The following is a 25,104-nucleotide window of genomic DNA, read 5'->3' as shown; positions in this document are numbered from 1 at the left end:
TCCGCTACAGGGGAACGTACAGCGCCAGCCGCCGACAGGCTCCACGGGCCGGATTATCGCCGGGGCTGCTGCGGATCGCAGGGCCGTGGATTGATCGGCTGTGCGTTGTCCTTTTGCAGGCAACGCCGGATCTTTCAAGGCTTTCGTCCTCCGGATCCGCGTCACCATGCAGAAGATTTCTCAGGACGGCTTCGATCCTGGGGACGAGATGCGCATGTTTTTCGTGCAGGTAGTGATAGTATCGGACCTCGCTCAACGTAGGCTGCAGGGCAAAAATGCCTGCCTGACCGGATTGTTTGATCATCTGCTCGCCGGTCTGCTCGCTGACGATCACGATGTCGACACGGCCGTATTGCAGCATGTCGAACAATTGCTCAGGTGTCCGGGCGGTCCAGACCTCTGAGAATTTCTCCGCCAGCTTGACGGCGTAGCGTGCGCCGTCGACATGACCAACGCGCAGCCGATAAAGCTCCTCCGGCAGTTTGCCGCGCAACTCGGCCTTGTTGGTATAGGCGAAGGTCCGGGAGGTGACGATCGGCACTTCAACGCGCAGCAGTGTGGGAAACCGGTCGCCGACACTTCTGACGCGAACAAGTTCGCCGTCAGTCCTGCCGGACGAGGAGCGGATCAGCGCTCTGCGCGGATGGGCCTCAACGACTTCGATCCTTATTCCAAGCTGGGCATAGGCATTGGACAGGATGTGTGTGGCCATCGGCGTGAGATTGGGGGCGTCGAAAGCCGACAGCCGCAAGACCTGCTGCGCATGGGCGGTGCCTTGCGAGGATATGAGAAGGGCCACAAGTACGACAGCAATATGCTTCATCCCATACCTCCAAGGGTCAAAACGATGGCAATCCAGGGTGACGAAAAGGTACTTGCGCACGCCGAAAATACAGCTTCTGGTGGGCGAGACTATACACGATCACGAATGGCAGAGGAGCAGGTAAAATTACTTATGAGAGAAGTATTGCCTCAATGACGCGAAAGACCGATCTGCGAAGGTGATAGTGTGATTATCCGACTTCGAAACAGGAACACCGGCAAACCCAGCCGGGAACCGGTCAAAAGCAAGCGCAAGACTGAAATATTGGAAAATCATCTGTTCGAGCGGGGCGCTCAGCGGTCCGCGTCGTCCTCCTTCCGCCCGCGGCGATTGATCGGATAGTGGTTGGCGCGGCCGACCAGCGGCTGGACAAGCATTCGGTCAAGCCACAGGTCCCGCCTGGTGCGGAATTCTTCGATGCCGATGGTCATGGTTTCGTGGCCCTCTCGCGGCTGCGGCCGGTAGGTGCCGAGCAGCCGGTCCCACCAGGGCAGATTGAAGCCGAAATTGCTGTTCGTCTCGTTTGGGTGGATCGAGTGATGAACCCGGTGCATGTCCGGCGTCACCACGAAGAGCCGCAGGACGCGGTCGATCGCCGCCGGGATGCGGACATTGGAGTGGTTGAACATGGAGGTGCCGTTCAAAAGCACCTCGAAGACCAGCACGGCAACGGCCGGCGGTCCCAGAGCCATGACCACGCCGAGCTTGATGCCCATCGACAGCAGGATCTCGACGGGATGAAACCTCAGGCCCGTCGTGACGTCGAACTCCAGATCCGCATGATGCATGCGGTGCAGACGCCAGAGAGCCGGCACCGCGTGAAACATCACGTGCTGCAGATAGATCGCAAGGTCGAGCGCCAGCACCGAGATGATGAAGGCGATCCAGGCGGGTATTTCGAAGACGTTGAACAGCCCCCAGCCGCGCTCTTCGGCGATGACGGCAAGGGCGACCGCCACGATGGGAAAGGTGAGGCGCACCAGCAGCGTATCGATGACCACGACGCCAAGATTGTTGCTCCAGCGGATCAGTCGGGGGATCTCCCGCCGCCGGCGCGGCGCCGCAACCTCCCAGATCGCCATGGCCAGCAGAATACCGAGAAACAGTCCCAGGCGGATCAGCGGTTCGTTTGCCAGCAGAAAGTCGTCCATCAGGTTCCTTGCTCCACGCCGCCGAAGTGGCGGCATGATAGCCAGCTGTCGATTGATTGTGAATGCATGGCCCGTGTCAAACCTACGTTACCCGGGAGCAGGGGACAGCGGAACGTTGACGAGGGGCATTGCCTTGGGCGTCGTGATTTTCCTATTCTCAGCCCCTGGGTCGCAGGTGGAGCTGCCGCTCCAGAGGAGGTCTCATGGTCGGGCTGACTGTTCTTGGATCTCGCACTCGTAGCGTTTGTCGGCATCGCCACGCCTGGTCCGACCGTGCTGCTGGCCCTGACGAACGGGTCGCGGTTCGGTGTGCGGCGCGCGTGTTTCGGTATGATCGGCGCCGTGATGTCCGATTTCGTCCTGATCGGTGCCGTTGCGCTTGGGCTGGGCGCGCTGCTGGCGGCATCCGAATTCTGGTTCAGCGTCGTAAAATGGGTCGGCGTCTGCTATCTCGCCTATCTCGGGCTGACGCTGCTGCGCTCCGGCGGGGCGCTTGACGAAACGCTGCACTCGGTAAGCGGGGAGAGATCCGGTTCGGTCCGGTCGATCTTCCTCAAGAGCTTCATGGTGGCGGTGACCAATCCCAAGGGTTACCTGTTCTTCTCGGCCTTTCTGCCGCAATTCATCGATCCGATGGCTCCTCAGGTGCAGCAATATGCCGTCCTTGCCCTGGTCTTTGCCGGCATCGATTTCCTGGTGATGCTCGGTTATGCGCTTCTGGGCTCCCAGGCGGTCCGGATACTGCGCGGCTCCGGAGCGCTCTGGCTTGACCGGATTTGCGGCGGAGCGCTGCTGACGCTTGCCGGGTCTCTGGCATTCTACCGGCGGGCGAGCGTGTAACACCTCGGATCCACCGGTCGCACATTGTAACGTTGCGTCATCAAGTCGACGTGCTGTAATCTGAGGCGATTGCGGACTGTCATACCGGTGAGGGCTCCGGACGGCCGCACGGGGGGAACTGCGATGAAGACCTGGCTCAAGGTGCTGCTCGGTATCGCTGCAGCGATCGTGCTGGCAATCGCTGCGGTCTTCTACCTCACATCAGGTGTCACAAGGGCGGGCGACGACCTGTTCGCCGCAATCGCCGACGGCGACATGGACAAGGCCTATGGCACATTGTCCACGGCTTTCAGGGCAAACACGAGCGAAAGCGAATTCTCGGAATACATTGCCGCCAGCCGCATGGACAAGGTGAGCGAGACCAGTTGGAGCAGCCGGTCCATGAACGGCGGCAGCGGCAACCTGGTCGGCACGCTCACCACCGTGGAAGGGGAGAGCATTCCTGTCGAACTCGACCTGATCAAGGAAGACGGCGAGTGGAAGATCTACGCCATCCGCAAGACCGCCGGCGAGGCGGGTGTTGGCCATGAGACAGCGGGGATCCCGGACGAGGCGGAGCAGGTGACGCTTGTGATCGGGTCGATGAACACTTTCGCTGACGCCGTCGCCGCGCAGGACATGACGGTGTTTCACGAGCACATCTCACGCTTGTGGGCCGGCAACATCGACGCCGCCGAACTGGAGGAGGTATTCAAGCCGTTCTACCGGATCGGCGCTGATCTGCAGGTCATCAAGACGATGTCGCCCGTCTTCGACAGCCCGGGGATGCTCTCTGAAGAGGGAACGATGAAGATCAAGGGCCATTACCCGACCAGCCCCAATTTCCACTTCGCCCTGAACTACAAATACGAAGGAACGCAATGGAAGGTGTGGGGCCTTTCGGTGGAGCTTGAGGACCGGGCTGACGAAGAGTAGGTGCCGGATCCATGATCGCCATCAGCGCTCGACATTGCCACCGCACAAAACGGTCGCGACCGTTTTGCCGGCGAACAGGTCCGGATGCTGAAGCAGGGCGGCAATGCCGGCTGCGCCGGCCGGTTCCACGACCAGTCCATAGTGGTCCCGGCAGAACGCCATGGCCGCATGGATCGCTTCTTCATCTACAGTATGCACCGCGTCTACCGAGTGGCGCATGCATTCGAGTGCATAGGGTACCGGGTCACGAACCGCAATGCCGTCGGCGCAGGTCGCGGCCGCGGCCGTTGTTTCCAGTCGGCCCGTTTCCCACGACAGCTTCATGGCCCGCGCACCGGCAGCCACGACGCCGACAACACGGCAGCCTGGCAAGGCCGCTCTCAACCAGGCGCCCAGCCCGGTCAGCAAGGCGCCATTGCCGAGCGGCGCTATCACCGCGTCCGGCGCAATGCCCCGGCCTTTCAGCGTTTCGGTGATTTCCAGAGCGATCGTTCCGGCACCCTCCGCTATTGCCGGATGGGCCCCGTCTTCGATGAAGGATAGATCTTGGGTGGCAGCGAATTCGCGGGCAGCCGCCTTGGCCATGTCGAAATCATCTCCTTCGAGAATGACTTCGGCGCCGAGCCGGCGCATGGCGTCGATCTTGCGGCGGTTAGCGGACCGGGCGGCGAAAATCACCGTCCTGTGGCCTCTGGAGGCGGCCGCATAAGCAAGGGCCTGACCGAAATTTCCGGCCGAGGCGGCGACAAAGGTTCTGCCGGTGCCTTGCTGAGCGGACATCCAGGCATCGGCGCCGCGGCCCTTGAAGCAGCGGATCGGGTTCAGGGTTTCAACCTTGGCGAACAGGCGCAGGTCAAGGGCATCATCGGCGCTTGTCTGAGAAATCAGAGGTGAACCTGTGAAGACCGGATCGATGCTCTTGGCAGCCGCGGCGATAAGGTCTGCGGAAGGGAGTGGTAACGTCGTCATTCCGCAAGATTACGGCGTCTCGATTGGGAATTTTCCCCATTTTTCTCCGAAAATGATATTTTCACCCGGATTTATACAGAATTTCGGGTGAAAGATGGAACTCTCCAATTCAGATCGCGCCGTGCTTCGCCTCGTCCAGCGAGATGCTGATATCACAATCGCTGAACTTGCCGAACAGATCGGCGTTTCGCCGTCCGCGGCACAGCGCAAATTGCAGCGTCTCAAGGAAACGAGAGTGATCCAGCGCACCGTCGCGCTGGTGGACACCAAACGGGTCGGCGGCTCTGTCACATTGCTGGTGGAACTCGAACTGGAGCGGGACCGACCGGAGCTTCTGCCCGGATTGCACGACTGGATTTCCCGGACACCGGAGGTCCAGCAGGCCTGGTGCCTGACCGGGCGGGGTGACTACACACTGGTCGTCGTCGCCGGGTCCGTCGAGCATTTTGACGAACTGGCATCGGACATGATGACGTCCAATCCCAACATTCGCAAGTTCACCACCAGCGTGGTGCTCAAGCATATCAAACGCAGCCTCGAAATACCCGTGTGAAGCCGCCGGTCTTGCTGCGTATCAGTTGGCGCAGCCTACCACCGGCGGGAAAACCGTGCCTGGAATCGTGACGTGGGGTCCTGTGTTTCCAGTCCCGTTACGGCGGCGCTCAGGCGGATGGCCTTGCCGAGGGGTTGTTCGACGGAGAACCTGGCGCGCCAGTTGTCGGCATGCTTGGAGGTGTTCATGGCAGCCGCGAACCGTGTGCGCGTCCGGGTGGTGGACAGTTCCAGGGATTTGGTCGTATTCCAGCCGACCTCCTGAGCGTCGAAACGTCCGGAGGCGAGCGACCTGGAGTGGAATGTATAGGCGTCGCGGACGGAAAGTTTGAGCGCTTCCGTCAGGCGGATCACCTTTCGGGCCGACATATCCATGGAGGAAAACTCGTGCGCCGGGTCGTAACGCATCGTGACGCCGGTCGTGTCGAGCCCGAGCAGCTTTTCTTCGCCCGAGAATTCCACGCTAGACCAAAACGTTCCGGACGGAATGTAGGTCCTGGGCGGGTTCATCGGATGGTCGGGTAGCGCCGAGGGCAGGTTGAGGTCTGAGCCGAAGGCCGGGCGGCCGAGCACAGGCAGCCGCGCACCGATCTTTGCGCGGTATTTGGCGGGCGACGGCTTGGAAAACGACCAGACATAATAGGGCTTGAAGTCCCCGGCATGTGCCATGCCAGGTTGCAGCAGCCAAACGGCGGCCCACGCCAAAAAAACCTGTCGCATCCGTCCTGTCCGAAAGGGAATCAAACTCTGCTTCACGTACACACGGCCCCAGAATCATGTTTACGATGTTGCCGATGGTCTCTTACAGGAGTTAACAGGATCTGCATATTGTGAGCATCGACAGCAGGGTTACTACGGACCACCCGGCACAACCCTGCGTGGGTCACCCGCCACGGGTTACGAATCCGGTTTGCGGACACTGAAAAATGCCCGACAGATCCGGACGAAACAGGGTTCAGCGGGCTGGTACAGCCACTGTCAGGCTCCAGAAATTAAGTTCCATAAGATAGATTATGCGAATTGTGTGTGCAGCCTCTTCTCGAATTGCCCGGCCAGAGGTTCCCGCCGGTTGGACAGGTACTCGCCCTCATCTGTCTTCTTCCCTAGTCGGCCCACGCCTTGCGGCGGGTTCTGGAGCCTCGCGTTTGATCCGATCGGTGTGACCGGCTGGCGGTGTGGCCAGGCGTTCTTATGCTTGAAGATTTGCCGGGTTTTTTGATCCAAGCCTGAGAAGTCGCTCAGAGAGCAGGAACTTTCTTCTGCGGCCATGGTTCATGGTCCACCTGCAGCTTCAACCGTGAGGGCCCTATGGTTCAAAGAATTCTCATAACCGGAGGCGGCGGCTTCATTGGCCGCTATGTTGCAAGCGAACTTCTTGCCCATGAGTACGACGTGCGAGATCCTGGATTCGCTGATCGACCAGGTGCACAGCGACGGATACGACGCCATTCCGGACGGTGCGGAGTTCATTGAGGGCGATGTGCGCGACGCCGACACGGTCAAGCGCGCGCTTCAGGACGTGGACGGCGTCGTGCACCTGGCCGCGGAGGTCGGCGTCGGCCAATCGATGTACGAGATTGCCCGCTATGTCGGAAGCAACGATCTGGGAACCGCTGTGCTTCTTGAAGCCATGATCGGGCAACCGGTGAAAAAGATCGTCGTCGCGTCCTCGATGAGCATCTACGGCGAAGGGCTTTATGAGAACGAGGCAGGCGAACGCTTCGAAAGAGTTCGCCGAAGCACCGACGACCTGAAGCAAAGAATTTGGGACCCGGCCAGCGCGGAAGGCGCAGCCCTCCGGCCCGTTCCGACCGATGAAGAGAAAACCGTCGACCTGTCGTCCATCTACGCCCTGACAAAATATGCCCAGGAAAAGCAGACGTTGATCTTCGGCAGCGCATATGGCGTTGATGCCGTTGCCCTGCGGCTCTTCAACGTGTTTGGCGCCGGGCAGGCGCTTTCCAATCCCTATACGGGCGTTCTGGCCAACTTCGCCTGCCGTCTGGCCAACCACGAGCCGCCCACGATTTTCGAAGACGGCCGGCAGAAAAGGGATTTCGTCCATGTGAAGGACGTGGCCCGCGCGTTCCGCTCCGCGCTCGAGAGCACGCAGGCGGCGGGACAGGCGATCAATATCGGCAGCGGCCGCTCCTATGACATCGCGACGGTCGCCAGCCTGCTCGCTGAGGCGATGGGCCTTTCCCGGATCGAGCCGGCAATCCTCCAAAAGTACCGGGCCGGAGACATCAGAAACTGCTTCGCCGACATTTCCAAGGCCCGCGAGCTCCTCGGATACGAGCCTCGCCACTGGTTGGAGGATTCCCTGGAAGAATTCGCTGACTGGGTCCGGCAGAACGGTGCCGTCGATCTTGGCGGCGAAATGAAAAAGCAACTTGAGACACGGGGATTGATCACATGAGCCGGGACCTTCTCCAATCAGAGAAATCTCCAGGCGACCAGCAATTTGGTTTTGTCGAGTGGTTCAGACCTGGCGACTACGAACGGACCGAGCAGATCATTTCGGAACTGGAGCGTTCGTCGGCCGCGTATCTGCGCACGCATTTATCCTGGGCGGAGTACTTGGCCCCGGGTGGCGAGGAATGGTTCGACTGGCTGATCCCGAAGTTGTGTCCGCATTTGGATCTCTTGCTTTGCGTTCACTATACGCCGCCTTCCATGTCGCGAACGGGACGCACATCGGGAGCGCCCCACGTTCTCAAGTCCTATGCCGACTTCGTCGACCATGTCCTCACGCGCTACGGGAAGCACTTCAGACATCTGGAACTCTGGAATGAGCCCAACAACCTTCTCGACTGGGACTGGCGCGAAGATCCCGATTTCCAGCTCTTTTCCGAAATGGTCGGCGGCGCAGCCTATTGGGCAAAGCAACGGGGCTACAAGCCGGTGCTCGGCGGCCCTAGCCCGCTCGATCCCTATTGGCTGAACCTTATGGGCGAACGCGGCGTGCTCAACGTCGTGGACGCGGTCGGACTTCATGGCTTTCCCGGAACCTGGGACAGCGAGCAAGGATCGTGGGGTGGCTGGGACATGCATCTCGGCGAGATGCGCAGGATCATCGACAACTACAATCCTGAGGCTGAGATCTGGATAACCGAGACCGGTTACTCAACGTGGCGGAACGACGAGATGGAACAGGTCCGGAAGTTCGCCAAGACGCTGGATCTGCCGGCTGACCGTCTCTACTGGTACTCCTGGCGGGACATTCCACCAGACATCGCGGTTCAGGAAGGGCTGTGGTTCGATCCCCGCCATTACCACCTCGGCGCGGTCCGGCACGAAGGACAGCCGAAGCTGCTGGCCCGGCTGCTGTCAGAAGGTGGGGTCGGCCGCATTCGGGAAATCGCACAATTGGCGGCACCGAAAGTTGCTTCGGCCAACGCTCCGATCGTCATTACCGGCGGCTGCGGGTTCATCGGCTCCAATCTGGCGGAAAGCTTTCTGTTGGAGGGTGAAGACGTCATCGTCGTGGACAATCTGGCCCGGTCCGGCGTGGATGACAACCTGTCCTGGCTCAAGGCGAAACACGGCGACCGGGTCCATCCGGTCTTTGCCGATGTGCGGGACCGGCAGACGGTCGAAGACGCGCTCAAGGATGCCAGGGCGGTCTTCCATCTCGCGGCACAAACCGCCGTTACGACCAGCCTTGACGACCCCGTCGATGACTTCGAAACGAATGCCCGTGGATCGCTCAATATCCTGGAAGCGGTCCGCAGGACAGGCAAGCGAATGCCGGTCATTCTGGCCAGTACCAACAAGGTCTACGGTCAACTCGAAAAGGTCGAATTGTTCGAGGCGGACGGCCGCTATCTTCCCGTCGACGAGGCGATCAGAGACCTGGGCATTGCAGAAGAATACCCGCTTGATTTCTGCACGCCCTATGGCTGCTCGAAAGGCGTGGCCGACCAGTATTTCCTGGACTACGCGAAGTCCTTCCAGATCCCGACGGCCGTCCTGAGAATGAGCTGCATCTACGGTCCCCGGCAGCATGGCACGGAAGACCAGGGATGGGTGGCGCACTTCCTGCTTCGGGCCCTGGCCGGACTTCCGGTCTCTCTTTATGGAGACGGCAAGCAGGTTCGCGACATCCTGTATGTCGACGACGCTGTGCGCGCTTATCGCCGTGTCCATGATGAGATCGGGACCGTGAGTGGACAAGCCTACAACCTGGGAGGCGGTCCCGAGAACGCGGTCAGCTTGCTCACCGTCCTTGACGAGATCGAAGCGATTACCGGCCGCCCGGTCAACGTTACCTTCAACGATTGGCGTGCCGGCGATCAACGGTACTTCGTTGCCGACACGGGCAAGCTCCGTCGACACACAAACTGGGCGGCCAGCGTCCACTGGCGCATGGGACTGAGGAGCCTGACCCGCTGGCTTGCCGACCACAGGTTTGAAGAAGGGGGCCTCGCTGTCGAGCGCCAGCGTGCTTTTGCATGAACCCTGCAAACGGTGAGACGGAAAAAATGCGCGTCCTGATGACGATAGATGCCGTGGGTGGCGTGTGGCGTTACGCCGTCGACCTTGCGCGTGCTTTGAAGGATGTCGGTATCGACTGGGTCTTCCTCGGCCTGGGACCGGCGCCGTCAAAACAGCAACGACAAGAAGCCGAACGGATCGGCAAGCTGGTCTGGCATGAGGCGCCGCTCGACTGGATGGCGGGCAGTGAAGATGGACTGTCGTCGATTGCAGATGTGATCATGCAGCTGGCAGCCCGCGAAGGCATTGATCTGCTGCACCTCAACCTGCCCTCGCAGGCGGCGGCTCTCGATGCAGACCTGCCCGTCGTAGCCGTCTCCCATTCCTGCGTTCCGACCTGGTTTGCCGCCGTGCGCGGCAGTGCTCCGCCTGACGGGTGGGCATGGCACCACGCCGCCAATCGTCGCGGATTTGACCGAGCGAGCGTTGTGGTTGCGCCCAGCAGGAGCCATGCGGCGGCTCTTGAACGGACTTATGGGCCGATTGCAGATCTCAATGTCGTCTATAACGCCAGCGGACAAGCCAAGCGGACACTCGAAAAGAAGCAGATTGCCCTCGCGATCGGACGGTGGTGGGACGAAGGCAAGAACGGCGCGGTTCTCGACGCGGCTGCCGGCCTGACGCGTACCCCGATCACCATGATCGGCCCGGATACGGGGCCGGGCGGAGAAAATCTGCAGATCAGGCACGCCTGGCACCTGGGCTCGCTACAGCACCGGAAAGCGATGATGTGGCTCCACCAGGCGTCCATCCTCGTGTCGCCTTCCATTTACGAGCCCTTCGGCCTGGCCGCGCTTGAAGGCGCCTGCAGAGGAGCCGCCCTGGTGCTGTCCGATATCGACACGTATCGCGAACTCTGGGACGGCGCGGCGCTTTTCGTGCCGCCGACGGATGCTGAAGCCATTGCCCGAGCGATCGAGCAGCTTGCGGCCGATCATGACCAAAGAGCGTTGCTTGCCGCAAACGCGCTGGCCCGCGCCTCTGAGTTCACGTCAGCCAGGCAGGCCGGGGCCATGCAACGGCTATACCGGCATGCGCTCGCCTCGGACGATCAACTGAGTATTGCGGGGTGAGCGATGCGGTTTCTGTTCTACACCCACTCTCTCGTCTCTGACTGGAACCACGGCAACGCCCATTTCCTGCGCGGAGTGCTGCGCAACCTGATCAGGCGCGGGCACGAGGCCGTTGCGCTTGAGCCGGAGGATGCCTGGAGCTGCCGGAACCTGCTGCAGGACCAGGGTCCTGGCGCTCAGCGCAATTTCACGGCCGCCTTCCCGGACCTTCGGTCGGTTAGCTACGATGGCGATTTCGTTCACGACGAACTGCTCAGCGATGCCGACGTCGTTATCGTGCACGAATGGACCGAACCGTCGCTGGTTGCACGGATCGGACGCACCCGCAGGCAGGGCGGCGCCTTCACCCTGCTCTTTCACGACACCCATCACCGCGCCGTTTCCGCCGAAAGCGAGATCTCGAGCCTCGATCTTGATGGCTACGACGGTGTGCTGGCGTTCGGCGAAACGCTCAGGCAGCGCTATCAGGACGCCGGCTGGGGCAAACAGGTCTTCACCTGGCATGAAGCGGCGGATGACAGCGTTTTTTATCCGCGTCCGGAGGTCAGCAAGACCGGAGACCTCATCTGGATCGGCAATTGGGGCGATGACGAACGTTCGGCGGAGATTTTCGAGTTCTTCATGAGGCCGGCGCGCGATCTCGCGCTCAAGGCGACTGTTCGGGGCGTTCGGTATCCGGACTACGCCGTGAATGCGCTCAGTGAGGCGGGAATTTCCTATCAGGGCTGGATTGCGAACTTCGAAGTTCCGCTCGCCTTAGCCGAGAACCGGGCAACGGTCCACATTCCGCGCCGGCCTTACGTCGAAAGCCTGCCCGGGATACCGACAATCAGGGTTTTCGAAGCGCTTGCCTGCGGCATCCCGCTGATCTGCGCGCCCTGGGACGATGCGGAGAACCTGTTCCGGACAGGTGAGGACTATCTGGTTGCGCGCAACGGCAGCGAAATGACGGCCCGCCTGTGCGACGTGCTCAACGACCCCGACTATGCCGCCGCGGTGGCCCGATCCGGCCTCGAGACGATCCGCGCACGACATACCTGCAGCCACCGCGTCGACGAGCTTCTGGAGATCGTAGCCGAGCTGGGCTCGGCCCAAGCATCACAAACAATAAATCCAACGGAGGCTGTGCAATGAAAATCGCCTTTTACGGTTCGAGCATCCTGTCAACCTACTGGAACGGAGCGGCGACCTATTATCGCGGGCTGATCCGTGCCCTTTCGGAACTGGGGCACGACATCACCTTCTTCGAACCTGACGTCTATGACAGGCAGAAGCATCGGGACCTGGAGTCCTTCGACTGGTGCAAGGTCGTGATTTATGACGGAAACGTTCACGCCCTGCGTTCCGTCGCTGCAATGGCGGCACGGGCAGACGTGGTGATCAAGGCAAGCGGTGTCGGCTACGAGGATGATCTGCTGCTTAGTGAGATCATGAAAGCCGCCAGACCTGATGCGCTGAAGATCTTCTGGGACGTCGATGCGCCGGCAACCCTTGCGGAGATGCAATCCGATGCGGATCATCCGTTGCGGCGTACTCTGCCCCGTCTCGACCTGGTCCTGACCTATGGCGGCGGAGATCCTGTCGTCGGGGCCTATCGGGCCCTGGGCGCTTCTGCCTGCATTCCCATCTACAATGCGCTCGATCCCATCGACCACCATCCGGTCCTGCCCGAACCCAGGTTTGAAGCCGACCTTGCATTTCTGGGCAACCGCCTGCCGGACAGGGAAGAGCGGGTCGACCGGTTCTTCCTCTATCCGGCAGCGCAAAACCAGGACTTGAAGTTCCTGCTTGGCGGAGCCGGCTGGGAAGACAAGGCAATGTCATCGAACGTCCGCTATATCGGTCATGTGCCGGCCACTGACCACAACGCGTTCAACGCGACACCGAAGGCGGTCCTCAACATCTCCCGCTCAGATATGGCTCGCACAGGATTTTCTCCGGCAACGCGCGTCTTTGAGGCCGCCGGCGCCCGTGCCTGCCTGATCACGGACTATTGGGAAGGCATCGAACGCTTTCTGAAGCCGGGCGAGGAAGTGCTGGTCGCGCGGGACGGCAAGGATGTCGCCGACCTGATCGGCGAACTGACCCCGGAAAGGGCGGAACAAATCGGTAAACGCGCTCTGGCCCGGGTGATCGCCGAACACACCTATGCGCATCGCGCCGTTCTGGTGGACAGCATTTTCCGCAACTATTTTGATGCTTTCAAGGGAGCGATGGCCTGATGAAACCGCTCAACATCGTCATTGTCGGATTGTCGCTCTCCTCGTCCTGGGGCAACGGGCATGCGACGACGTACCGTGCGCTGATCAAGGGGCTGACCGCGCTCGGCCACTCGGTGCTGTTTCTCGAAAGAGACGTTCCCTGGTACGCCAAGGAACGGGACCTTCCGTCACCCGATTTTTGCGAGCTGGCGTTTTACTCGAATGTGAGCCGACTGGTCACCGATTATGCGAGCCGTATCAGCTCCGCCGACGCGGTGATCATCGGATCCTACGTGCCGGAGGGTAGAAGGGTCATCGAGGAAGTGGCAGGCCTTCGTCCCAGATGCCTGTGCTATTACGACATCGATACGCCCGTCACCGTGGGAATGCTGGATCGCGGCGAGGAGGAGTATCTGGAGCGCACTCAGATACCTCTCTTTGATGCCTACTTTTCGTTTTCAGGCGGTGCGATCCTGAACCGGCTGAAAACCGGCTACGGCGCGCGCGAGGCAATTGCCCTGCATTGTTCGGTGGACGATGATCTTTACCGGAACACCCGTGAAACCTGTTGCTGGGATCTCGGCTATCTCGGCACCTATAGCCCCGACCGGCAGCCGACCCTGGAGAAGCTGCTCATCGAACCGGCACGCCGTTTGCCGGACAAACGTTTCGTCGTCGCCGGCTCTCAATATCCCGATGATCTTGCCTGGCCGCAAAACGTCGAAAGGATCCAGCACCTTCCACCTTCCGCCCATGCGTCGTTCTACAGCCGGCAGCGTTTCACTCTGAATGTGACACGGGCGGACATGATCGCCTTCGGCTGGTCCCCGAGCGTGCGTTTGTTCGAAGCCGCCGCTTGCGCGGTGCCGGTCATCACCGACTACTGGCGCGGACTGGAGGAATTCTTCCCCGACGGTGAGGCGATCATGATCGCTCACAGCAGCGATGATGTCGTGAATACCCTGGTCAACCTGCAAGAGGATCGGCGCCGCGCCATCGGGCTTTCAGCCAGGCAGCGGGTCCTGCAAGGCCATACCGGACTGGCACGCGCCCGGGAACTGACTGCTGCCCTGTCGGCCGTCGCCCCGGGGCGGGAAGAACCTCTCTTCGAGCCCTGGACAGCACCTGCTCAGGAAAGGATTTACCCATGAAGCGTCGCGCAGGAAGTTTTAACGGGAATGGCTCCGGCAAGCGGATCCTGGTAGCGGGAGGTGCGGGTTTCATCGGCTCTCATCTTTGCGACCGGCTGCTTGAATCCGGGCACAAGGTCATCTGCGTCGACAACCTTCTGACAGGTAACGAGCAGAACATCCGCCCGCTCGTCAACCATCCGCACTTTCGTTTCCTCAAGCAGGACGTGTGCGAACTCGGTCCCGTCGACGAGCCGCTCGACCAGGTCTACAACCTTGCCTGTGCCGCATCGCCGAGCAAGTACCAGGCCGATCCCGTCCATACGATGATGACCTGCATCCGCGGCACTTCCAATCTTCTGGCACTGGCCGAAAACAAGAAAGCGGCTTTCGTTCAGGCGTCTACCAGCGAGGTTTATGGAGACCCGACCGAACATCCACAGCGCGAGAGCTACCTGGGCAACGTCAACTGCACGGGACCGCGGGCATGTTACGACGAGGGCAAGAGAGCCGCGGAAACGCTTTGTTTCGACATGCGGCGACTGGGCCGGGTCGACGCCCGCGTCGCAAGGATATTCAACACCTACGGCCCGAGAATGCAGCCGGACGACGGACGCATCGTGTCCAATCTCATCGTCCAGGCACTTACCGGCGAGCCACTGACGATCTACGGCAGCGGCGAGCAGACGCGTTCGTTTTGCCATGTTGCTGATCTGATCAGAGGCCTTACGGCGCTTATGAACGTCTTGTCCGCACCAAGCGGACCGGTCAACCTCGGAAATCCCGGCGAGTTCACCATCAACGAGCTGGCGCAGATGGTTCTGGAGCTGGTCATCACGGACAGCACCATCAAGCATATGCCGCTGCCGATCGATGATCCTCGCCGCCGCCGTCCCGACATCACGCTGGCCAGGAGACTGCTCAACTGGCAACCGCAAAAACCCCTGAAGGAGGGACTTGCCGAAACCGTGGACTGGTTCGCCGCATTTCTTCACCGTTCGGACACCCCGCGTTCCGCCCTTCCCCGCCGGAGGGCGGATCAGAAACTGATCGGACCACCTCAACGACTTTCGGCAGGAGCCTGAACTCATGAGGTCTTTCACGCGTTCATCCAATACCGCGCTCCAGGAGCAGATCGAGGCACTGGGACCGTGGTTTCACAACCTGGACATTCATGGAGTGAGCACGGCTCCTGATCATTTCCTAGGAAATTTCCCCGCGCAAATGTGGGAGGGCTTCAAGCATGTTCTGCCTGACGATCTGGAAGGGCGCAGTGTGCTCGACATCGGCTGCAATGCCGGCTTCTACAGTCTGGAGATGAAGCGCCGCAACGCCGGCCGGGTCGTCGGCATCGACAGCGACGCCCGGTATCTGAGGCAGGCACGGTTCGCAGCCGAACAAGCCGGCGCCGACATCGAATATCGCCAGATGTCGGTCTATGACGTTGCCGGTTTCGGCCAGAAGTTCGACCTCGTGATTTTCATGGGCGTTCTCTACCACCTGCGCCATCCGCTGCTCGCCCTTGATCTGCTTCATGAACACGTCGTGGGCGATCAGATGTTGTTCCAGTGCCTACAACGCGGCGACGAACGCATTCCGGATCTGCAGGAAAACTATGACTTTTCCGAGTGGAATATCTTCGACCGCCCGGACTATCCGAAGCTGTTCTTTGTGGAAGAAAGCTACGCGTCGGATCCCACCAACTGGTTCATTCCGAACAAGGCTGCGGTTGAGGCCATGTTGCGGAGTTCCGGCTTTTCGATTGACGCCAATCCGGAACGGGAAGTCTATTTGTGCACCAGGTCGCAACGAAATCACGCCGCGGAACCGCCGCCGGGGGTTGATCAGTCGGTTCCGGGTGCGCCAGCGCCGGAAAGTTGAACCCGGCGAAAGGCGACGAGCGCGCTTCATGGACGCCATTGGCGTTCCGGCTGCCAAGGCCGAAGTCTTCAAAGCGCCTCGCGTCGGGTGTCAGACAGACCTGACTGCGGCGCGTGTAAAAAAATCGTCGCGCTGGAATTTTGCCGCCGAGGTTTTCAACTTTCGGGATAGAATGTACAAATTGCTCATTGGGTGCTCGAGGGATCGGTTCCGGGCGGATGCTTCTGCTGAGTGTCCTTGTACCCGTGATATCCGGGTGCGAGCGGGAGCAGATTATGGCAAAGGACAACACACACTTTCCGATCGTCGGAATCGGCGCCTCCGCAGGTGGGATCCAGGCGATGGAGGGCTTTTTCAACGGCGTGCCCGAGAATCCGCAGGCCGCGTTTGTCATCGTGACACATCTCAATCCGGAGCGGGAAAGTGTGTTGCACGAAGTGGTTGGCCGTTATACCGAGCTGCCCGTCCTTGTTGCCGACGATGGAATGCAGGTTGAAAACAACCACATCTACGTCATGCCGTCCAATGCGATCCTGACGATCAAGAACCGTGTTCTGCAGATGCGGCGACCAGACGCGACCGAACGGCCGCGCAGGCCGATTGACATTTTCCTGAGTTCACTGGCCGAAGATCAGGGGGCATATGCCGTTGCCGTCATCCTTTCCGGTGGCGACGGCGACGGAACACTTGGTGCCAAGGTTATCAAGCTGCACGGCGGCCTAACCATGGCACAGACAGCTGACGGATCCAGGCCGCAAAACCCCAGCATGCCGGAGAGCGCGATTTCCAGCGGGGTGGTCGATCTCCCAATCCCTGTTGAACAGATGGGCGCGAGAGTCGCCGATTTGTCGTGCAGCTTCGACAGGTTTTCCCAACTGGTCGAGGAAGGCGAGACGGAAGAAACAGACCGTCAAGGGGCGCGGCAGGAAATATGCAGCATTCTGCAAAGCCATACCGGACATGATTTCTCAGGCTACAAGACCAAGACATTCATGCGCCGGTCGGCACGCCGCATGCAGGTCCTGCAGCTTGAGTCCCTGGCGGGCTATGTTGAACTTCTCGGGCGGGACGCAGCGGAAGTCATGAACCTGTTCAGGGACCTCCTTATCAACGTAACCAACTTCTTTCGCGACGACGATGCCTTTGCTGCCCTGGAACAACAGGTAATTCCCCGGCTTTTCGAAGGTCATGACGGCCACAACACAATACGCGTCTGGGTGCCCGGCTGTGCCACCGGGGAAGAGGTCTATTCTCTCGCTATTCTCATTCGCGAACACCTCGATACGCTTTCCATCGATCCGCAAGTTCAAGTGTTTGCAATCGATATCGATGATCAGGCGTTGACGGTTGCGCGCGCCGGCCGCTATCCGGTCCAACTGATGGCGGGGGTGACACCTGAAAGACGAGAGAGGTTTTTCAAACGGGACGGCGAGACGTATGTCATCGGAACCGAGATCCGCGAGTGGTGCGTTTTTTCTCCGCATAATCTCATCGGGGATCCCCCGTTTTCGCGCATGGACCTCGTGTCGTGCCGCAACCTGCTGATCTACTTGGGCTCCGAGGCACAGCACCGCGTCATTCCAACGTTCCACTACGCCTTGAGGCCGGGAGGCTTTCTGTTTCTCGGAACCTCGGAATCGCTCGGCCAGCACGGCGAGTTGTTTTTCACGGTCGACAAGAAGAACCGTATCTTTCAGGCACGGGAGACTGCCAGCAATCGCCGGCTACCGGTGATCATGGGGAACCGCGTCAATGCGTCCGTGTCCGGCAGGGCCCCCTGCCAAGGCGTAAGGCATCCCTGCCTCTGCGCCAGGCCGTGGAAGCACAGGTCCTCGACCGCTTTTCGCCGGCTCATGTTGTTGTTAACGGCGAGGGTGACGTCGTTTATTATTCGGCCAAGACAGGAAAATACCTCGAGCCGCCACAGGGTGTCCCGAACCGTCAGATATTGACGATGGCCAAAAAGGGGTTGCGGCTGGATCTGCGCGCGGCGTTGCGGGATGCCCACGCATCGCGGTCAAGGGTCGTACGAGAAAACGTGGTGGCCGACGAAAATGACGGCCGTCTTCGGCCGGTCACGCTGACGATTGAGCCATTGACCGAGCGTGGCGCCGAAGAGCCGCTTTACCTGGTGGTTTTCAGCCCTGCCCTCCCAGCAGAGAGGCAAGCTGAAGCCGTGAACAGCGATTGGGACACTGATGGCTCGGCTCAGCAGGATCGGGATCTTCGCGACACGCGGGAACGGCTTCAATCCACGATCGAGGAATATGAAACCGTACTGGAGGAGCTCAAATCCTCCAACGAGGAACTCGTCTCCAGCAACGAAGAGGCGCAGTCAACAAATGAGGAACTCGAAGCTTCAAAGGAGGAGATGCAGTCGCTCAACGAGGAGCTGAACACCGTCAACACGGAGCTCAACAGCAAGGTTGAAGAGCTTCATCGCGCCAACAGCGATCTGAAAAACCTGTTCGAGAGCACGCAACTGGCGACTGTCTTTCTCGACCGAAGCCTTGCAATCCGCACCTTCACGCCAGCGGCGTCATCGTTTTTCAATCTTCGCGAGGCAGACATAGGAAGACCTCTGACGGACCTCGCCAGCCGGGTCGACTATCCGGAACTCGAGGATCATATCGCTTCGGTCTTCGACACGGGCCAATTGCTGGAGCATCAGCTGCCGCGGGACGACAACGGCAAACATCACCTGGTGCGCATGGTTCCCTACCGCAGCGAACGTGGAGATACCGATGGGGTCGTGGTCACGCTCGTGGACGTGACCTCGCTGGCGGAGGCCGAAGAGCATCAGCATCTGCTGATCGCCGAGCTCAACCACCGGGTCAAGAACATGCTGTCAGTCGTGATCAGCATCGCCAACAATACCCTGAAAAATTCGGCAAGCCCCGAGGACTTCACCGCTGCATTGTCCGGACGCCTGCATGCCATGTCGCGCGCCTACGGGCTGCTGTCGGCAACCAACTGGAAAGAGACTTCGGTGCGCGACCTGGTGCGGCTGGAAGCAGAAGCGTTTGATCCCCAGCGTTTCGACATGTCGGGACCTGATGTGCGCATCAAACCGCAGCAGGGCCTGTCGCTTGCGATGGTCATCCACGAACTGGCGACCAACGCTTCCAAATATGGCTCTCTCAGCGCACCTGAAGGGAGTGTCACTATCCAGTGGAGCGTCGCCGGCGGGCGGCTTTCGCTCGTCTGGACAGAAAAAGGCGGTCCCAGGGTGGACAAGCCGGACGGCGATGGTTTCGGCATCACACTGGTCAAAGGCGAGATCGTTTACCGACTGAACGGCAACATCGAAACGTTCTTCGACCCGAATGGTTTGAAAGCCGAAATGTCCTTTGAACTGGGTACCTAGACTTGCCCACCGGACGGTGCATGGGAACCATCCGGCCGCACAGGCCGAAGCCTCCTTCATTTAAGCGAATCCGCAGCACAGCTTTGCATCTTCCGGCAGGACAGCAATCCTCTCTGCGTGGCGGAACCAACAGATGAACAAGCAGTTAGCATTGCGTTCCAGCAATGAGATATGAAGGAGGATTGCATGCAACATGTTCAACTCGAGGCGGTCCGGAACATGAAGGCCGCCCGCGTGACGGGACCAGGCAAGATGCGGCTCGATGAGGTTCCTCTGCCCGGCCCGGGAGTTGGCGAAGTTCGCATCCGGCTGCAAGGGTGCGGTGTGTGCGCCTCCAATCTTGGCCCATGGTCTGGTCCGGAATGGATGGAGTTCCCCACCGAAGCAGGCAGTCTGGGACACGAGGGCTGGGGGATTGTCGACGCCGTAGGTGCCGGCGTGGCCGGGGTCGACATCGGCGACCGGGTTGCTGCGGTTTCCTTCAATGCCTATGCCGAATACGACGTCGCACCCGCCGATGCGGTGGTGAAGCTGCCCGCCAGCTTGGAGAACCAGCCCTTTCCCGGCGAACCCCTCGGCTGCGCCATCAACATCTTCAATCGCAGCAACGTCAGGCTCGGGGATACGGTCGCCATCGTCGGCACTGGATTCATCGGCCTCCTCCTCACCCAGTTGTGCAGCCAGGCAGGAGCGCGCGTCATTGCCATTTCCCGGCGTCTCTTTCCTCTTACGCTGGCGCGGCAAGCCGGCGCGGCGCATACGATCCCGATGCACGATCATGGCCAGATCATCGAGCACGTTCGCGAGATCACCGGCGATCGGTTTTGCGACGTGGTTATCGAAGCTACAGGCTATCAGTGGCCGCTCGACCTTGCTGCCGAGATCACGCGCGTGCGCGGCCGGCTCGTGATAGCGGGCTATCACCAGGACGGAGCGCGGCAGGTCAACATGCAGCTCTGGAACTGGAGAGGACTGGACGTCGTCAACGCTCACGAACGCGACCCCGCGCAATATGTCAGCGGGATCAGCCAGGCGGTCGAGGCCTGCGAGAAAGGTTATCTGGACCCCTCCCCTCTCGTGACCCACACCTTTACGCTCGACAAGCTTGGAGACGCACTCGATGCCACGCGCGATCGGCCCGATGGATTTCTGAAAGCGGTCATCGGGTTCGAGTGAGCCCAAGCGTTCCGGGCGAAGGTGTAAGCAGAGCGCCCGCTGCGAATGCGTTCCGCAGCGGGCGCTGATTGTCGTTGCGGCAAGACCCGTTAGAGCGACGCCGCGGTTTCCTCCATCCACTGCTTGTGGCGACGTTCGTCGGCAAGACCTTTCTCGAAAACGGCGGGCTCGCCGCATGGGACGCCGGGCGGCCTGTGAAAAGCCCGGAGGCATGAAGACGGCCGGGAGCGAGATATGCGGTGAACCCTACGCAAGATGCCCCAAATCGTTTGGCTTGGCATCCCGGTTTAAGCGCTCACGCGGTTTCGGCCATTTGGCTGCTCGTCTTCCGACAGCCGGCAAAACACTGCGAACAATTTGGAAATATCACCGGAACAAACGGCTCCTCAACGACGTTTGAAGGCAGATGACAGGAGGCAATCATGCATAGCATTTTCTACACGATAGGGCTCGTTGTGGTGGTTCTGGCCGCCCTCAGCCTTGTGGCCTAAGGAGTAAGTCATGGTGGAAACCCCAAACACTGACAACGACATGAAGGGCCGGGTAAACGAGGCTGCGGAAGCAGCGAAATCGGAAGCGGTGAAGCGGGCGGACGGCGCGAAATCGTCGCTTGCCAGCGAGATCGAAGGCATCGCAGCTGCTTTTGCCGCCGGATCCCGCGAGTTCGAGCGGGACACGGTGGAGGCCAAGGCGTTCAAGCAATTGTCGGACAGCCTCTCCGGTACTTCGCGCTCCTTGCGCGACAAGAGCCTTTCCGAAATGCTGGACGGTCTCAACGCCTTTGCCCGAAACAACCCGGCGGCCTTCATCGGCGGAGCGGTTGCGCTCGGCTTCGCGGCCAGCCGTTTCGCGGTCGCGTCCGGGTCTTCTCCGGCAGATGGCGATGACACGGCGCACGACAAACCTGCGACTGCCCGTCCCACAGCGACTCCTCCGCAACCAGCTGGCGGCGCGCCGGAAGTCAAGACACGGGAGGCTACGTCATGACCGATCACACCACGAAGGAAAGCACCCGGAGCATCTTCGGCGATCTGCTCACCCATGCAACCAATCTCATGCGCGGAGAATTCGACCTCGCGCGCGCAGAAATGAACGACAATCTCAAAAGCGCAGGGGCCGCGGTCGGCATGATCGTCGGTGGCGTGGTGATCGCGCTGACGGCGCTCAATGTGCTCGCCGCTGCGACGGTCAGCGCCCTGACCGAGGCCGGAATCGCGGCTGGTTGGTCAGCTATGATCGTCGGCGTCACCCTGGCCATTATCGCCTTTGTGCTTGCGCAGAAGGGAATGAAGGATCTGAAACTGTCCAACCTTGCACCGACGCGCACCGCGCGCAACGTGCGGCGGGACGCAGCGACCGTAAGGGAGAGCTATCATGAGTCATGAATCCCGCAGCACGGCCGAAATCGAACGAGACATCGAGCGCGAACGCGCGGCGCTTGCTCAGTCGCTTGGCGATTTGCAGGACCGATTCAGTGTCGAGGGAGTAGCCCGTCAGGTCACCGACCAGGTGGTCCGGCACGGCGGCGACCTCAGCCATTCCGTAGGCCGGTCGGTCAAGGACAATCCCATCGCATTGGCGCTCACAGGTGTCGGCCTGGCGTGGCTGATCTACAGCGATTCCCATCGCAACGCAGCCGACGGATCCGGCACGGACGGACCCGCCACAACGGGACTGAACCGGCCGCACACCGGAGTCGGCGTCAGCAGTGGACGCAGCACATCGGCCTCGGCAATGGGTGCGGTCAAGAACGCAGGCGCCGAGGCGTCGCGACGCTGGGACCGCATGAGCAGCGAGATGAACAAGCAGGGGCAGCGCGCCCGCGCCTCCGCAGCAGACCTTTACCAACGCCTCCACGAGGGCACGGAGAACATGTCGGAAGAGGCAAGGGACCGCGTGGTGAAGGCCCGCGAGGCCGCCTATCGTGCGCAGCTCCAGGTCGAGCATGCGGCCAGCCGCGCCGGGCGAGGAGCCTCGGATCTCTTCCACGATCAGCCATTGCTCATCGGTGCGCTCGCGATAGCCGCTGGAGCGGCCTTGGGATCCGTGTTGCCGCGCACCAAAGCCGAAGATTCCGCGTTTGGCGAACAGTCAGACCATGTATTTGAAGAGGCGGAGCGCATCTTCTCAGAGGAGCATGCGAAGGCCCAGAAAGTCGGTTCGGCGGTAGCTTCCGAGGTGAAGACAGTGGCCAAGGAAGAAAAAGCCCTCGCCGATCGCAAGGCCCCCGGCGGCAAGACTGCCGCGCAGGCCGCCGCCAGCGAGGCCAAGGCAGCAACGAAGCGTGTGGCCAACAAGGCAAGGCAAGAAGCCGAGAAGCAGGGTCTCGGCAATCCGAGGACCTGATTGAGCCTCCTGGCGGCACGCCGCCTCGCTAAACAGTGCGTTGTCCCGTTGGGGATCCATGATCCATCAAGCAGGACAACGCCTGTCTCGCGAGGCCTCGTCCTACCGAGGGAGCCGCGCCAAATCGCACCGCCGCGCCCAAATTTTCGCGCCCGCAATTCCAATACAACCGAGAGCACGTATTTCTTGTCTCGAAACGATCGTTTCGCGCGCGCTCGCACGGGCACAATCGCGGCCACCTGCCCGCGGCGCGCCTTAGGACGGGATATCCGTGTTAAGCAATGAAGGCAGCTGTACCAGCCGCAAGCGAAACTACGATGGTGATCGTGAGGAGTATCGACGCCGCGCCCAGCCCAAGGCCCAGGAGGGTCACGAGGCCATCACGTTCAACCACACCGACGCCGCTGATGAAAAGCGCCATTGCCGGAAACCAGCCGCTTAACGGCACAGGCAGAAACAGGACGAAGGCTATCACGAAAAGCAACGCACCCAGCGATCGCTCGTTCCTGGCGGCGAAGATATACTGATACCGCGGGTGCAGTATACGCTCGAGCCTGCGTGTGACAGGTCTCATGCGCAGCACCGTTCGCCGTAGCTTTGCGTGGTCCAGCCGCAGGCGTGCAAGGGGTCCCGGAAGCTTCATGTGAGGGAAGCCGAGCATCATCTGTGCGGTGGTGACGAGGAGCGGCAGACCCGTGACGAGCGACGAACCGGGCGGCAGGGGCAATAGCGTCAATATCGAAAACACCACGATCGCCCATCCGAAGGATGCTTCGCCGAGTGCTGAAAGAAGATTGCCGAGCGTCAGGGATCCAGCGCGATGTTGATCGCGTGATGTGCGCAACAGCGGTAATGACAGCGATGGTCTTCGTCGCCTCTCATCTTGCTTCTGCATCCATCTCCTTACTTGCCGTTCCCGGCAATTGCGTGTCGCACCGCTTACCCGGCTTTTCCCGCAAGGAAATATCCGATTTGACACTCTTCAGCCAGAGGGCCGAACTGCGGCAATTCTGACGTTCCCGGTCCGTTCAGGCTACGCGTCAATTGGGGTGCGGACCCCGCCGGCACAAGTGCGATCTTGGGGAGATGTCTGTACAGCAAGCGGAACGCCGTGGCTGAAAGTGTCGCGCCGCTTGTCAGCTTTGGAACCGTGAAAAGCTGAGCGCTCACCACTCCCGCCGTGTCGCTGCCGTCGACCGGTAGACCATGTCGCGCACCCACATGTGGATGGGGGACCGGTGCGTGAGTGTGGTCCAGACTAAGCGTATGGCTATCGTCGTCTGCACGGGACACGGAAGGATCCGGAGCCCCTGCCCGACCACTTTCGCCAGGCGCTCGGGCACCGTGGCGACCAGATCGGACCCCGAGACCAGAAGCTCCAGCCCTGCCGGGCTCGGAACGCGGATGGCGACCTTCAACTCCCGGCCCTGCCGTTCCAGTTCGATGATGTAGCGGGAGCGCCATTGGCCGCCATAGGTGACGAGCACGTGTTCGAGGCCCAGATAGTCCTCCAGGCTGAGGTCACCTCCGGCTTTCGGATGGGATGGGTCCAGCAGACAGACATAGCGCTCCTTGTAGAGGTCGCGCCGGAAGAAATACGGCTCGTCCCGTTCGAACGGTCCGAGCAGCAGATCGGCCTCGTTGAGCCTCAGCCGCTCGTGCCCGATGCCCGCAGAGTCGATGATTTCAAGGTCGAGCTGCGGCGCCTCTTTCTTGAGCGCATGCACGATGTCGGGAATGATCAGCACGCGTTCGTAGAAATTGCAGGCTATGGTGAATTTCTGCGCTGCCGTGTGCGGGTCGAATTCCGGCGGTGCGGCCAGTTGCCGGAATTCCGTGGTGAGCCGTTCTGCCTCATGCACGATGCCGTCGCAGCGCGCGGTCGCATGCAGGCGCCGGGCCTGGCGCACGAAGAGCGGGTCCTGGAAGACGTTGCGAAGCTTGTCGATCGTGTAGCTCACGGCGGACTGATTGACCCCCAACTCTTCGGCCGCCCTCGTGAAGGAGCGCAACTGGTGAACGCAGATCAGCACCTGCAGCGCGCGAAAATCAACGCCCAAAGGATCGACGGACTTAGACATCTGACTACCCCCTCCCCGGGGTCTTCACCATGAAACGCGCAGCTTAAATCAAAAAATTCGATGGCAAACATAAAATCAGTCGTATTGATTGATTTCAAGACA

The 25,104-nt window shown here is 60.6% G+C and carries 22 protein-coding genes and 1 pseudogene; 17 read left to right on the top strand and 6 right to left on the bottom strand.

All coding sequences use genetic code 11. From position 1 onward, the window contains the following. Positions 1–4: 4 nt before the first annotated feature. Positions 5–823, bottom strand: coding sequence for a type 2 periplasmic-binding domain-containing protein (locus ON753_RS03420; RefSeq protein WP_265961156.1), 819 nt, complete (start codon positions 821–823; stop codon positions 5–7). Positions 824–1,116: 293 nt separating this feature from the next. Continuing rightward, positions 1,117–1,974: a sterol desaturase family protein gene (locus ON753_RS03415; RefSeq protein WP_265961155.1), complete on the bottom strand. Its 858-nt coding sequence runs from the start codon at positions 1,972–1,974 to the stop codon at positions 1,117–1,119. A 222-nt stretch (positions 1,975–2,196) separates the two neighbouring features. On the opposite strand from ON753_RS03415, the gene ON753_RS03410 reads away from it, so the two are divergent. Continuing rightward, complete coding sequence (locus ON753_RS03410) at positions 2,197–2,814, top strand: LysE family translocator (RefSeq protein ID WP_265961154.1); 618 nt, start codon at positions 2,197–2,199, stop codon at positions 2,812–2,814. A 123-nt stretch (positions 2,815–2,937) separates the two neighbouring features. Continuing rightward, entirely contained in the window at positions 2,938–3,729 is a 792-nt protein-coding gene (locus ON753_RS03405) for a nuclear transport factor 2 family protein (RefSeq protein WP_265961153.1), read from the top strand. Positions 3,730–3,750: 21 nt separating this feature from the next. Here ON753_RS03405 and ON753_RS03400 read toward each other — a convergent pair whose 3' ends face one another. Continuing rightward, positions 3,751–4,698 (bottom strand): threonine ammonia-lyase, encoded by a 948-nt coding sequence (locus ON753_RS03400; protein WP_265961152.1) that lies wholly within the window; start codon positions 4,696–4,698, stop codon positions 3,751–3,753. A gap of 94 nt (positions 4,699–4,792) precedes the next feature. On the opposite strand from ON753_RS03400, the gene ON753_RS03395 reads away from it, so the two are divergent. Next, positions 4,793–5,251: an Lrp/AsnC family transcriptional regulator gene (locus tag ON753_RS03395; RefSeq protein WP_265961151.1), complete on the top strand. Its 459-nt coding sequence runs from the start codon at positions 4,793–4,795 to the stop codon at positions 5,249–5,251. A gap of 35 nt (positions 5,252–5,286) precedes the next feature. Here ON753_RS03395 and ON753_RS03390 read toward each other — a convergent pair whose 3' ends face one another. Next, positions 5,287–5,919: a hypothetical protein gene (locus ON753_RS03390; protein ID WP_265961150.1), complete on the bottom strand. Its 633-nt coding sequence runs from the start codon at positions 5,917–5,919 to the stop codon at positions 5,287–5,289. 639 nt (positions 5,920–6,558) lie between these two features. On the opposite strand from ON753_RS03390, the pseudogene ON753_RS03385 reads away from it, so the two are divergent. The 14 genes and pseudogenes from ON753_RS03385 (at position 6,559) to ON753_RS03320 (ending at position 22,921) form a co-directional block, all read left to right on the top strand. Further along, a pseudogene (locus ON753_RS03385) lies at positions 6,559–7,669 on the top strand (NAD-dependent epimerase/dehydratase family protein). Next, positions 7,666–9,708 carry an NAD-dependent epimerase/dehydratase family protein gene (locus ON753_RS03380; protein ID WP_265961149.1) on the top strand — a complete coding sequence of 681 codons (2,043 nt, stop codon included), beginning with the start codon at positions 7,666–7,668 and terminating at the stop codon, positions 9,706–9,708. Before ON753_RS03385 ends, ON753_RS03380 begins: the two are co-directional and overlap by 4 nt. Before the next feature lie 26 nt (positions 9,709–9,734). Continuing rightward, positions 9,735–10,820: a glycosyltransferase family 4 protein gene (locus tag ON753_RS03375; RefSeq protein ID WP_265961148.1), complete on the top strand. Its 1,086-nt coding sequence runs from the start codon at positions 9,735–9,737 to the stop codon at positions 10,818–10,820. Positions 10,821–10,823: 3 nt separating this feature from the next. Then, entirely contained in the window at positions 10,824–11,954 is a 1,131-nt protein-coding gene (locus tag ON753_RS03370) for a CgeB family protein (protein WP_265961147.1), read from the top strand. Then, positions 11,951–13,042 carry a CgeB family protein gene (locus ON753_RS03365; protein WP_265961146.1) on the top strand — a complete coding sequence of 364 codons (1,092 nt, stop codon included), beginning with the start codon at positions 11,951–11,953 and terminating at the stop codon, positions 13,040–13,042. The genes ON753_RS03370 and ON753_RS03365 overlap by 4 nt, the downstream gene beginning before the upstream one ends. Continuing rightward, positions 13,039–14,172, top strand: coding sequence for a CgeB family protein (locus ON753_RS03360; RefSeq protein ID WP_265961344.1), 1,134 nt, complete (start codon positions 13,039–13,041; stop codon positions 14,170–14,172). Before ON753_RS03365 ends, ON753_RS03360 begins: the two co-directional genes overlap by 4 nt. After that, entirely contained in the window at positions 14,169–15,236 is a 1,068-nt protein-coding gene (locus tag ON753_RS03355) for a UDP-glucuronic acid decarboxylase family protein (RefSeq protein ID WP_265961145.1), read from the top strand. Before ON753_RS03360 ends, ON753_RS03355 begins: the two co-directional genes overlap by 4 nt. A 4-nt stretch (positions 15,237–15,240) precedes the next feature. Further along, on the top strand, positions 15,241–16,032 hold the full coding sequence (locus tag ON753_RS03350) for a TIGR04290 family methyltransferase (protein WP_265961144.1): 792 nt from the start codon (positions 15,241–15,243) through the stop codon (positions 16,030–16,032). 341 nt (positions 16,033–16,373) lie between these two features. Then, positions 16,374–17,984, top strand: a complete 1,611-nt coding sequence (locus tag ON753_RS03345) for a CheR family methyltransferase (RefSeq protein WP_265961143.1) — start codon at positions 16,374–16,376, stop codon at positions 17,982–17,984. A gap of 2 nt (positions 17,985–17,986) precedes the next feature. Further along, entirely contained in the window at positions 17,987–19,399 is a 1,413-nt protein-coding gene (locus ON753_RS03340) for a sensor histidine kinase (protein ID WP_265961142.1), read from the top strand. A 186-nt stretch (positions 19,400–19,585) separates the two neighbouring features. Beyond that, entirely contained in the window at positions 19,586–20,575 is a 990-nt protein-coding gene (locus ON753_RS03335) for an MDR/zinc-dependent alcohol dehydrogenase-like family protein (RefSeq protein WP_265961141.1), read from the top strand. 501 nt (positions 20,576–21,076) lie between these two features. After that, on the top strand, positions 21,077–21,562 hold the full coding sequence (locus tag ON753_RS03330; protein WP_265961140.1) for a hypothetical protein: 486 nt from the start codon (positions 21,077–21,079) through the stop codon (positions 21,560–21,562). Continuing rightward, entirely contained in the window at positions 21,559–21,960 is a 402-nt protein-coding gene (locus tag ON753_RS03325) for a phage holin family protein (RefSeq protein WP_265961139.1), read from the top strand. Before ON753_RS03330 ends, ON753_RS03325 begins: the two co-directional genes overlap by 4 nt. Then, positions 21,950–22,921, top strand: a complete 972-nt coding sequence (locus ON753_RS03320) for a DUF3618 domain-containing protein (RefSeq protein WP_265961138.1) — start codon at positions 21,950–21,952, stop codon at positions 22,919–22,921. Before ON753_RS03325 ends, ON753_RS03320 begins: the two co-directional genes overlap by 11 nt. A gap of 274 nt (positions 22,922–23,195) precedes the next feature. On the opposite strand, the gene ON753_RS03315 is transcribed toward ON753_RS03320, so the two are convergent. Continuing rightward, positions 23,196–23,816: an exopolysaccharide biosynthesis protein gene (locus ON753_RS03315; protein WP_265961137.1), complete on the bottom strand. Its 621-nt coding sequence runs from the start codon at positions 23,814–23,816 to the stop codon at positions 23,196–23,198. A gap of 271 nt (positions 23,817–24,087) precedes the next feature. Beyond that, positions 24,088–25,002: a LysR family transcriptional regulator gene (locus tag ON753_RS03310; protein ID WP_265961136.1), complete on the bottom strand. Its 915-nt coding sequence runs from the start codon at positions 25,000–25,002 to the stop codon at positions 24,088–24,090. Between the last annotated feature and the right edge of the window lie 102 nt (positions 25,003–25,104).

The organism is Roseibium salinum (assembly GCF_026240905.1).
GTDB classification, from domain to species: domain Bacteria; phylum Pseudomonadota; class Alphaproteobacteria; order Rhizobiales; family Stappiaceae; genus Roseibium; species Roseibium salinum.
Note: the sequence above shows the minus strand (reverse complement) of the source record. Positions and strands in the feature narration are given on the sequence as shown.